We start from the raw sequence: 10,873 nt of genomic DNA, 5'->3' as shown, positions 1-10,873 counted from the left end.
TCGGCGACAGAGCCAAGGTCCGCGACGGGCAGGTCGCCAACCGGCCGTTCTACGCCGCGATCGGCGTCACCCTCGACGGCGACAAGGACATCCTCGGCCTGTGGGCCGGCGCCGGCGGTGAGGGCGCCAAGTTCTGGATGAGCGTGCTGACCGACCTGCGCAACCGCGGCGTCAAGGACGTGTTCTTCCTCGTCTGCGACGGCCTCAAAGGCCTGCCCGAGGTCGTCACGAACGTCTGGCCCCGCACCGTGGTGCAAACCTGCATCATCCACCTGATCCGCAACACGTTCCGGCTCACCTCCCGCAAGTACTGGGACGAGATCAAGCGCGACATCAAGCCGATCTACACCGCCGTCAACGCGGCTGCGGCCCGGGCGGCGTTCGACGACCTGGCCGACAAGTGGGGCGGCAGGTATCCGGCGGTGATCCGCCTGTGGGACAACGCCTGGGCCGAGTTCATCCCGTTCCTCGACTACGACCTCGAGATCCGCACCGTCATCTGCTCCACCAACGCGATCGAATCATTGAACGCCCGCTACCGGCGGGCCGTGAAGGCCCGCGGCCACTTCCCCAACGAGCAGGCCGCGTTGAAGTGTCTGTACCTGGTGACCCGATCCCTGGACCCCACCGGAGCAGGCAGAACCCGATGGACGATGCGCTGGAAACCCGCGTTGAACGCCTTCGCCATCACCTTCAGCGACCGCTTCCCAGCCGCTGAAACCTACTAACCAAGATCGCCGGAAACACCGTTAGCGAGACACCCCGCATCACTCGCAAAATACGTGAATCAGACGCCCTCTGAGGGCCATTGACGAGCTGCGGTCCGTGCTGGACGACGTGTCGGCCGGCGAACTGCCGGGGGAAGCCTGGTCGGCCACCATCTACTACGGCGCGAACGTTGACCTGTGGTGGCAGGAGGTGGAGCGGGTGTTGGCAATGCATCAGGCGGACAACCCGCCGTGCTGTACTGGCTAACCCGAGGACCACGAGTCGTGGCCCGCCGCCGCAGAGGCTGACTGCCAGCTAGCAGGCGGCAGTACAGCAGCGAAGTACAGCAACCGATCGGGCTGGAACAGCCACCACACGCCGCCAGGAGTTAAGAAGGCCTGCGGAGACAGCCATAGAGGACCGCACCGCCCGGAGCTACGGACAAGAGGGGGTTTCTGGAAGCTGACCAAGCGTGGCCCCAACGGGGTGCTGCTCCTGCTGCTCGGGCTGGCACTGCGGCTGCGTAGCCCGGCCGACCTGGGCATGATCGCGCTGGTCGGGGTGTTCCAACTGGCCACCGCCCCGGTGGCCGCGCAGATGATCGGCCGGGCCGCGTACCGGTCCGGGCGGGTGCACCGGAGCCTGCTCGACACCGACGAGCTGGCCGACCGCTGACCCAACCCGACCGCTCACCTTACCCGGCTGCCGGACAGACCTAACACACGGACGGCCGCCGACGCAAGAACTGCTCGGCTAGCCGACGCCAACCGATCGATGCTTGCTGCGCGCATAGACGACTGTGACGATGTGTGCACATCACGGGGAGATCAAATGAAGAATGTCGCGCGGTCGCGGCCTCGCACTGCGGCGGGCCTCGTCGTCATTGTCGTCCTCAGTCTGCTGGTCGGCGTACCGCCGTCACCCGCAGCCGCCGCCCTGCCGACCGGCGGGATGTCCGCCGCCGACCTCAACACCGAGTTCAACCGGTACGGCGACACGAGCGGGCGTTGGACCAGCGGTGACAGCACCGTCTCGATCCCGCTGCCCGACGGTCGCGACGCCTGGCTCTTCTCGGACAGCCTCATCGGCGCGGTCAACGCCGACCACACCCTCCCGAAGAGCACCCCGATGGTGAACAACTCCATCGTGCTGCAGGACGGCTCCTCGCTCACGGAGACCCTGACCGGCGGTACCAGCACCGCACCGACCTCGTTGGTGAAACCGGTCGACGGCAGCAACGACAAGTACTGGGTCGGCGACGGCACCGTCGAGGGTGGCGTGCTGCGGGTGGTCTACCAGCGGATGAAGACCACCGGGACCGGGCCGCTGGACTTCGCACTCGCCGACAGTGCGGTGGTCACCTTCGACCTGCCCGCGCTCACCGTACAAAGCGTCGCCGACCGGCGCTTCGGGTCGAAGGTGGCGTGGGGTTCGGCCGTTCTGGAAGATGGCGCCTACACGTACATCTACGGGGCCGAGGACGCCGACCAGATGCGGTTCGCGCACCTCGCCCGTGTGCCGGCGGGCGGGCTGTCCGGGGCGTGGCAGTTCTGGACCGGCAGCGCCTGGTCCAGCGACCCCGCCTCGTCGGCGCGGCTGCTCTCCGGCGTGGGCGCCGGCTTCGGCGTACAGAAGATCAACGGCAGCTACGTCCTGGTCACTCAGGAAAGCAACCTGACCTTCTCCGCCGACTTCGTGGCGTACACGGCGAGTTCGCCCACCGGGCCGTTCAGTGGCCCGGTGCCGTTGTTCACCGCGCCCGAACCGACGGACATCGGGGGCAGCATCGTCTACGACTCCCGGCTCCACCCGGAACTGGCCCGCACCGGCAAGCTGCTGGTGTCGTACAACGTGAACAGCCTCCTCCCGGACGCCGTCTACGCCGACGTGACCAACTACCGGCCCCGCTTCGTGGAAGTTGACTGGCCCCGGCCGGTGCCCGACCCGGGCGCGGTGCCCGCCGCGCCCGCCGCGCCGACCGCCCAGGCCGATAGCAGCGGTGCCATCAGTCTCAGCTGGCAGGCGTCTGCCGGTACCGGACTGACCTACGATGTGCACCAGCGGGACGTGACGGCGGGTCAGACTCATTTCGCCCGGGTCTCGACCGGGCTCACCCAGACCTCAACAAAGATCGCCGGTTTCTACCAGACCGGCCACAACTACGAGTTCAAGGTCGGGGCGCGCAACGCCAGCGGTGCGGGTCCGCTTTCCACCGCCGTCGCCGTCACCGTGACCATCGAACCGCCGGCGACCCCGGCGGGACTCAACGCGGTTGCCGCCGACGGTGGCAACGTCACACTGACCTGGTCGGCCGTGCCCGACGTCTGGCGCTACGAGGTGTACCGCCGGGACGTCACCGTGGGGGAGACGGAGGCGGCCCGAGAGTACGACCCGTCACCGCAGGACACCACGCACACGGTGAGCGGGCTGGAGAACGATCACCTGTACGCGTTCCAGGTCGTCGCCGTGCACGGCGGTGGTGAATCTCCGCGCTCCGCCGAGGTGACCGCGACCGCCTTCTATAGCAAGCCGCCGACGCCGACGGGTCTGACCGCCACCGCTCAGGGCAAGGGCGAGATCAAGCTCCAGTGGAGCCACGCCAACACGGTGGACTGGTTCAACGTGTACCAGCGGGACGTGACCGCGGGCGAGCCCGAGTTCACCAAGCTGGAGTGGCCGGTGGACTCCTGCTGCACCATGACGGCCGGCGGGCTCGCCGACGGGCACACCTACGAGTACAAGGTCACCGCGTTCGGCAAGGGCGGTGAGTCCTCTGCATCCGGTGTCGCCACCGCCACCGCCACGTACCCGCTGCCCGCGACGCCCACTGCTTTGACCGCCGCCGCCCAGCCGGACGGGAGCATCAAGCTCACCTGGCAGCAGCCGGAAGCAGATCTCTGGTTCCTGGTGTACCAGCGCGACGTCACAGCCGGGGAGGCCGATTTCACCAAGCTGGAGTGGCCGGTGACCTCCTGCTGCACGATGACGGCCGGCGGGCTGGCCGACGGTCACACCTACGAGTACAAGGTCAGTGCCCTGAGCGAGGCCGGTGAGTCGCCGACCTCGACGACGGCCAGCGCCACCGCGGATCTGGCGCCGCCCGCCGCGCCGACCAACCTGAGGGCCACCGCGGGCGACCGGCAGGCGGTGCTGACCTGGGACGGCAGCGCCGACAACTGGCACCTGGTGTACGTCCGGGACGTCACTGCCGGCGAGACCGTATTCACCCCATTGGAACTGCCGGTCACCACCTGTTGCACGATGACCGCCGGCCTGCTCACCAACGGGCACCGCTACGAGTTTAAGGTCACCGCCAGCGGTACGGGCGGGGAGAGCGCGGCCAGCAACGTCGTGCAGGTGACCCCGACCGCCCCGCTGCCGCCAGCGCCCACTGGCCTGACTGCCACCGCCCAGGCCGACGGCACGATCAAGCTGGACTGGACCGCCCCCGGCTCTGACCTGTGGTTCCAGGTCTACTACCGGGACGTGACCGCCGGGGAGACGGCCTTCACCAAGGTCGCCAACCCGGTCACCTCCTGCTGCACCATGACCGCCGGCTACCTCAGCAACGGACACTCGTACGAGTTCAAGGTCGCCGCGATCAGCTCCGGCGGCGAGGGCCCCACGGGCAGCGTCGCGTCCGCGACGAGCAACCAGGCCCGCCCCGGAGCCCCGACGAATCTACGCGGTCAGCCAGCGGGCTCGGGCAACATCGAGCTCAACTGGGACGCCCCCGCTCCCGGCGTCCTCTACTGGGTCTACCAGCGGGACGTCACGGCGGGCCAGGCCAGCTTCAGCAAGTCGACCCTGCCCAGCGACAGCACCACGGCGACCCGGGGCTACCTGAGCGACGGACACGTCTACGAGTTCAAGGTGACCGCGGAGAACGCCGGCGGTGAGAGCCCCGCGTCGGCGACCGTCCAGGTGACGGCCCGAGGTGGCGTCCCGCAGGCGCCGTCCGGCCTCGACGCCGCGCCCGGCGACGGCAAGGTGACACTGAGCTGGACCAGCAGTCCCACGGCCGGCTCGTGGTACCAGGTCTACCTGCGCAACGTCTCCGCCGGTCAGTCCTGGCAGAAGCTGACCGCCCCGGTCACCACCTGCTGCACGATGACCGCCGGCTACCTCACGAACGGCGATACCTACGAGTTCAAGCTGACCGCCATCAACGGTTCCGGTGAATCCAACCCGACCGCAGTGGTCAGGGCGAAGCCCCTGCCGCCGGTACCGGCCGCGCCCTCCGCGTTGACCGCCAACCCCGGGGACGGCAAGGTGACCCTGGGTTGGACGGCCAGCCCGACGACGGGCGTCTACTACGACGTGTACCTGCGGGACACGACGGCCGGTCAGTCCTGGCAGAAGCTGGCGCTGCCGGTCACCGACTGCTGCACGATGAGCGCCGGCTACCTCGCCAACGGACACCGCTACGAGTTCAAGGTCGCGGCCAGCAACATGGCCGGCCAGTCGGCCACCACCAACGTGGCTGCGGCGACGCCGCTGCCGCCGTTCCCCCAGGCGCCGTCCGGGCTGACCGCCGCCGCCGGGGACGGGAAGGTCACGCTGGACTGGACAGAGAGCACCACCGCGAACGTGTACTACCTCGTGGAGTACCGGGCCGCCGGTGCCTCCACCTGGACCAAGCTGAAGTTCCCGGTGACCTCCTGCTGCAGGTTCGTCGCGGGCTACCTCGCCAACGGCACCACCTACGAGTTCCGCGTCCGGGCCACGAACCAGGCGGGCGACAGCGCGCCAAGCAATATGGCGTCGGCCCGGCCGCTGCCGCCGTTTCCCAGGCGCCGTCGGGGCTGATCGCGACGGCGGGGGACGGCAGAGTGACGTTGAACTGGACCAAGAGCCCGACCCCGAATGTGTACTACCTGGTTGAGTACAAGACCAGCACGTCGTCGACCTGGACGAAGCTCAAGCTGCCGGTCACCTCGTGCTGCACCTTTGTCGCCGGCTACTTGGCCAACGGCACCATGTACAACTTCCGGCTCCGAGCGACGAACCTCGCCGGGGACAGCGCGGCGAGCAACACCGCCTCCGCCAAGCCCATGCCGCCTCTACCTAAGGCCCCGTCCAACCTCTCCGGCTACTCGCCGAGCCCCAGCCAGGTCTACCTCAGCTGGACGCCGAGCGCCACGCCGGGGGTCCTCTACTGGATGGAGTACCGCACGGCCGGCGACTCATTCTGGATCCGGCTGCCACTGCCGGCCACCGAGGACGGCGCCGGCCTGAAGTACGGCTTCTCGGACGGCGAACTGCACCAGTTCCGCGTCGTAGCCTTCAACATGGCCGGCGAGAGCCCCGCCACCGCTGTCGAGTTGGTGCTGGTGGAGCGGGCGAAGTACGCCTACCTGAGAACGGCCAATCAGGTCAACGGCGCGAACGCGGCGGCTAGAAAACTGTATGGGGCGGACAGCGACTGCGATCCGGCGCTCGGCTCGTACGTCTGCTATGGCGGTTCGCCTGGTGGCGATCAGCCGGCGACCTTGGGCGACTACTTCTTCTACTGGACGATCAACCATGCGGTCTACCGGAACCAGTTGAGGTGCGAGGCGTACAAGAGGGCGAACATCCGCTTGATGAGTGGCCGGGACGCGGCATACACCCTGGGACCGGATCTTCCCCGTCACGAGGCCGTCCATTCCGATCAGTACGCCTACTACGGCATGGCGTTCTTCCTCGCCGACTACTACAGGCAATCACGTGCTTCGGAGGACAAGACGGGAAGCCCCGCCCTGGACAACAAGTATGAAAAGCAAGCAAATCTGTATTGGGGTGGGTACAAGGTCCACCCGGCCCCCGAGTACTACTCCTTCGACAGTGACTGTTCTTTCTGGTACTGACAGCGGCTGCGGGCCGGCTGCCGGGGCACGTCCCGACAGCCGGCGTCCGGCCAACCCGTTCTACCTTCACCGGAGGTTCAGGCAGCCTGTGCTGGTCCAAAATGTAGCCGCAGGTCTGATCAGGGCTTTTAGGCGGCTGGCTCGTATTCGTTGATCAGGCCTCCGAGGATCGTTCGGCGCCGGATGCGGTCGGTCGGAGCGGGGAAGGCGATGACGTTGTTGCCGTCGTCGGGCGCGGAGGCTCAGTCCGTCGCCTTGATGGCTGCGGCCTCGATTGTAGTGCTGCACATACGTGTCCAGGACGATTCGAAGGTGTCGCTCGCTCGGTTACACCCATCAGACTTCCGCCAGGCACGGCCAGCCCAGACGTTCAAGCACGGTGCCCCCAACCGCGTTCTTGACGAAGCAGGCCGGCGGGGGAGCGGTAGCCCATGCTGATGTGGCCGGCCCTGACCTGCTAGCGGCGCTAGCGCCGGCATCGGCCAGGCCGCCTGAGGCCCGGACCGGCTTGGGTCGCTGCGTCAGCAAGAAGTCAGCAAGAGGCTCTGCGTCATACACCACTGGGCGCCCTTCGACGGTGGCCGGGACGCATGCGACGACATCAGATGGCATCGGTTGAAGCGCGACGGCAGGCGAGATCGACATTCACACCGAAGAGGTCACTGGTTCGATCCTGGTATAGCCCGCAGTGGTCAAAGGTCACTTCCCGGGACGCGGGTGGCCTTTCGACTGCCCGTACAGCAGCGAAGGACAGCACCAGTCAGCGGCCGAGAGGACCGCCGAGACGCTTGACGGCGTGTCGGGTCGCCTTCGACGAGACCTGGAGGTGAATGGTCCCGGAGAAGCGGCGGTGCCGAAGGACCGGTACTGCGGCTCGCGGGCGGACGTTGAGGTTTGACGGTTCGCACAGTGCGAGGGCGGCCAGCACGAGGATCATCGGGCCCGCACCCGCACCGTGGAGTCAGGAGTTGCCCGCAACTGCCAGACCGGACTCATAGGCGAGGACCACGAGTTGGGCGCGGTCGCGGGCGTGCAGCTTGGTCATGGCTCGGTTGATGTGGGTTTTCGCGGTGAGCGGGCTGATCACCATGCGGTTGGCGATCTGGTCGTTGGACAGGCCCTGGGCGACCAGGGCGACGGCCTCGCGTTCGCGGCTGGTCAGCTCGTCCAGCCCGGTGCCGGCGGCGATGTGGAGCGGCTGGTTGACGTACCGGTTGATCAGCCGGCGGGTGATGGACGGTGCGAGCAGGGCGTCGCCGCGCGCGGCGACGCGTACGGAATGCAGGAAGTCTTCCGGTTGGATGTCCTTGACGAGGAATCCGGCCGCGCCGGCGCGCAGCGCGTTGAAGACGTATTCGTCCAAGCCGTAGTTGGTCAGGATGACGACGTGCACCCGGGCCAGGATCGGGTCCGCGGCGATGCGCCGGGTCGCCTCGATGCCGTCGACGACCGGCATCTGAATGTCGATGAGAGCGATGTCGGGCAGGTGTTCCCTGGCCAGCGTCAGGCACTCGCTCCCGTTGGCGGCTTCGGCCACCACTTCGATGTCGTCCTCGGCCTCGAGGAGCGCGCGGAACCCGCTGCGAATGAGCGGCTGATCGTCGACCAGCAGGACCCGGATCATGATGTCTGGTCCACGGGGAGTTCGGCCCGGACGGTGAAGCCGCCCTCGCTGCGCGGTTCCGCGCGCAGACGACCGCCGAGCGCGGTGACTCGTTCGCGCATCCCGAGCAGCCCGACGCCGGGCATCGGCGCGGTGTCCGGGGTGGCCTTGCCGTCGTCATCGACCTGGATGGCGAGGACGTCGGGTCGGCAGTCGATCCGGACCGACGCGTTAGCCGCGGCGGCGTGCCGGGCGATGTTGGTCAGCGACTCCTGAACGATCCGGTATGCCGTCCGGCCCACCGCCGCCGGCACGTCGTGCCGCTGTCCCTCGATCGTCAGCGTCGCCTCCAGGCCCGTCCTGCCAGCCCGCTCCACCAGCTCCGGGATGTGGTCGAGCCCGCGTGGCGGGGTGGTGTCGTCGTCGCGCAGCGCCTCCAGGGTCGCTCGCAGCTCCCGGGCCGCCTCACGACCGGCCTCCCGGATCGCCAGCAGGGCCTCCGGCACCGGTTCACCCCGCTTGCGGGCCACGTGGACGGCAACTTCGGCCTGCACCTTGATGACCGAGATCTGGTGGGTGAGCGAATCGTGCAACTCCCGCGCGATGTGCAGCCGCTCCTCGTCGGCCCGACGCCGTGCGGTCTCCTCCCGGGTGCGCTCGGCTTCGTCCGCCCGCCGTTCGGCCTGCCGCAGCGCCTCTCCCGCGGCACCGGCAGCGATCAGCCAGGCGATTTCGAGGGCGCCTCGGGCCTGCGCGAACGCCTCGCCCGTGTCGTGCAGGCCCGAAGCCAGGGCCGCCAGGGGGAGAGCGGCCAGCAGGATCACGCTTGCCGCCACCGTGATGATGCGGTGTCCCGCTCGCACGGCTGCGTACACCGCGAACAGATACGCGACGGCAGGTACGTCGACACCGGCCGCCTGATAAGCCACCGCGCACAGCCCGGTCGCCGCCAGCACGGGAACCGGAGCCCGGCGGCGCGCGGCCAGCGCCAGACCACCCGCCGCCAACAGCGCGTAGCCGAGCAGGTCGGCGTTCGTGGCGGACTGCTGTCCGGACAGCCCGGCGGCCAGCAGCGCCGCCGCCACGCCGATGGCGATCGCCCAGTCTCGGACCCCGGCCGGGACATCGAACCGTCCTCTGTCCATGCGCGCACCCTAGCCGGACGCCGCTGCCGGCGAATCCGGCTCGCGGACGAGTGGCGGCATACCGCGCCCGCAGTACCTTCGCGGCGCCTGCGGCAGCCGCGGCAGCCGGCTACGGCATCGGCGGCAGCGCGAATTGCCTGCGTCCGCACGACGACCGGCGGTGGGTCCAGCGGACAGGATCAGGCGACGTCCAGTCGCAAGAAGAGAAGGAGCACCCCATGTCCGTCCGTCACCTGCTTGCCGCCGCCGAAGCCGCCATGCACGGAGATTTCGGGTCTGCCACACCGACGGCCGCGTACGTCCTGGTCCAGCCGGCCGCCGCCGATTCCTACACCTTGACCGCCGGGCGTCTCTGGTCCCTGGTGGCCGCGCTGCTCGGGCTGGTCGGTGTGGTCATCGGTGGGCTGGCTCTGGCCCGGTCCGCCGGTCGTATCGGCACCGGCACCGGAAAGAGGGGGCACGTCGTGGCCCTGGCGGCGGGGCTGGCCGCCGTGGTCATCGGCGGGCTGGTGGTTGCCGGCGCCGATGGTGGTCCCGGTACCGGCGGCGGAATAGTCGGCGGCTTCGTGGCCCTGGTGGTGGGGCTGATCGCCATGGTCCTCGGCGGGCTGGGCCTGGCCCGCTCCCGCCGCACGGGGCTGACCGGCTGACCGCGTCTCCACCACCGGCCCGAACGCCGGTGGAGCTTTCACGGCGGGCTGCGGTCAGGTGGTTGGCGTGGCGGGTTGGAACAGCTCGATCAGGTTGCCGGCGGGATCGGCGAGCAGGATCTGCCGCCCGCCGGGCCCGGAGACCGGCTCGCTGCGAAACGACAGCCCCGCGCCACGGAGTCGGTCGATCTCAGCGTCCAGGTCGTCGATGATGAGGTGGATGCGGTTGCGGCCCGGGCTGGTGGCGTCGTGGGGAGTGGCGCGGGCGCCGGAACTGGCCGGCCCGGACAGCAGCAGCCGCAGCGGGCCGCGCAGCACGTCAGCGAACGCGGGCGCGGCGCTGGTGTTGAGGGTGAAGCCGAGATGGGTGGTGTAGAAGTCGACGGCCGTCTGGACGTCATCGACGAGGTAACGGACGTTGGCGTACTGGTCGGATGCTGTCACGAGTGGATCTCCTTCAAGAGCGGGCAGGGCAACTGTGGACGGTCGGCAGGCTGCCCGTTCCCAGCCGCGAAGACCGGCCCTCGGTCTCGACCACCACCAGCACCGCCGCCAAGACCAGCCATCACACCGGGCAAGCCCGCACGAAGCCTAAAACGGATCAGTACGTGGGCGGCTGGTCTCTAGGACGCCTGGCGGATGCGCATGTCGGCCAGCCACACGTCGGCCAGGTCGCCGAGGGGGACGTCGAGGGCCTGACTGAGGCAGACCACAGTGCCGAACGCCGGTGCGGGAAGGCGGCCCGCCTCGATCTTGCGTAGCGTCTCGGGGGAGATGCCGGCTGCCAGGGCCACCTCGACGAGGCTGCGGCCGGCCCGCGCGGCCCGGAGGGCGACTCCGAGGCGCTGGCCCGCTGCGATCTGTTCGGCGGTGAGTGGTTGGCGAACCATGCCAGCAGGATATCCCTCCGGAGCAGCC

At 68.9% G+C, this 10,873-nt stretch carries 9 protein-coding genes and 1 pseudogene; 6 read left to right on the top strand and 4 right to left on the bottom strand.

Annotated elements, in window-relative coordinates; translation table 11 throughout:
* From V6U89_RS24340 to V6U89_RS24320, 5 genes and pseudogenes are all read left to right on the top strand, one after another.
* The coding region (locus V6U89_RS24340; protein WP_334573821.1) for an IS256 family transposase at nucleotides 1-728 on the top strand (728 nt) is incomplete at its 5' end.
* A 97-nt stretch (nucleotides 729-825) separates the two neighbouring features.
* The gene (locus V6U89_RS24335) at nucleotides 826-975 is read left to right on the top strand and encodes a hypothetical protein (RefSeq protein WP_334573818.1); all 150 of its coding nucleotides are present in this window, start codon (nucleotides 826-828) and stop codon (nucleotides 973-975) included.
* 198 nt (nucleotides 976-1,173) lie between these two features.
* Nucleotides 1,174-1,383 (top strand): annotated as a pseudogene (locus V6U89_RS24330) (cation:proton antiporter); the annotation flags it as partial.
* A 156-nt stretch (nucleotides 1,384-1,539) separates the two neighbouring features.
* Nucleotides 1,540-5,517, top strand: a complete 3,978-nt coding sequence (locus tag V6U89_RS24325) for a fibronectin type III domain-containing protein (RefSeq protein ID WP_334573815.1) — start codon at nucleotides 1,540-1,542, stop codon at nucleotides 5,515-5,517.
* A gap of 23 nt (nucleotides 5,518-5,540) precedes the next feature.
* Complete coding sequence (locus V6U89_RS24320) at nucleotides 5,541-6,557, top strand: fibronectin type III domain-containing protein (RefSeq protein WP_334573813.1); 1,017 nt, start codon at nucleotides 5,541-5,543, stop codon at nucleotides 6,555-6,557.
* Between the two features lie 961 nt (nucleotides 6,558-7,518).
* Here the strand turns inward: V6U89_RS24320 and V6U89_RS24315 are convergent.
* A complete protein-coding gene (locus V6U89_RS24315; RefSeq protein ID WP_334573811.1) occupies nucleotides 7,519-8,181 on the bottom strand; it encodes a response regulator transcription factor in 663 nt (220 codons plus the stop codon).
* Nucleotides 8,178-9,245, bottom strand: coding sequence for a sensor histidine kinase (locus tag V6U89_RS24310; RefSeq protein WP_334573808.1), 1,068 nt, complete (start codon nucleotides 9,243-9,245; stop codon nucleotides 8,178-8,180). The genes V6U89_RS24315 and V6U89_RS24310 overlap by 4 nt, the downstream gene beginning before the upstream one ends.
* Nucleotides 9,246-9,523: 278 nt before the next feature.
* Between V6U89_RS24310 and V6U89_RS24305 the strand changes: the two genes are divergently transcribed.
* Nucleotides 9,524-9,955, top strand: a complete 432-nt coding sequence (locus tag V6U89_RS24305) for a DUF6223 family protein (protein WP_334573805.1) — start codon at nucleotides 9,524-9,526, stop codon at nucleotides 9,953-9,955.
* A gap of 54 nt (nucleotides 9,956-10,009) precedes the next feature.
* Here the strand turns inward: V6U89_RS24305 and V6U89_RS24300 are convergent, their stop codons facing one another.
* Together V6U89_RS24300 and V6U89_RS24295 are read right to left on the bottom strand one after the other, a co-directional pair.
* Nucleotides 10,010-10,399: a VOC family protein gene (locus V6U89_RS24300; protein ID WP_334573803.1), complete on the bottom strand. Its 390-nt coding sequence runs from the start codon at nucleotides 10,397-10,399 to the stop codon at nucleotides 10,010-10,012.
* A gap of 179 nt (nucleotides 10,400-10,578) precedes the next feature.
* On the bottom strand, nucleotides 10,579-10,845 hold the full coding sequence (locus V6U89_RS24295; protein WP_334573801.1) for a helix-turn-helix domain-containing protein: 267 nt from the start codon (nucleotides 10,843-10,845) through the stop codon (nucleotides 10,579-10,581).
* Nucleotides 10,846-10,873 lie beyond the last annotated feature (28 nt).

The sequence above is a fragment of the Micromonospora sp. CPCC 206171 genome (assembly GCF_036906755.1).
Classification (GTDB): Bacteria; Actinomycetota; Actinomycetes; order Mycobacteriales; family Micromonosporaceae; genus Micromonospora; species Micromonospora purpureochromogenes.
Note: the sequence above shows the minus strand (reverse complement) of the source record. Positions and strands in the feature narration are given on the sequence as shown.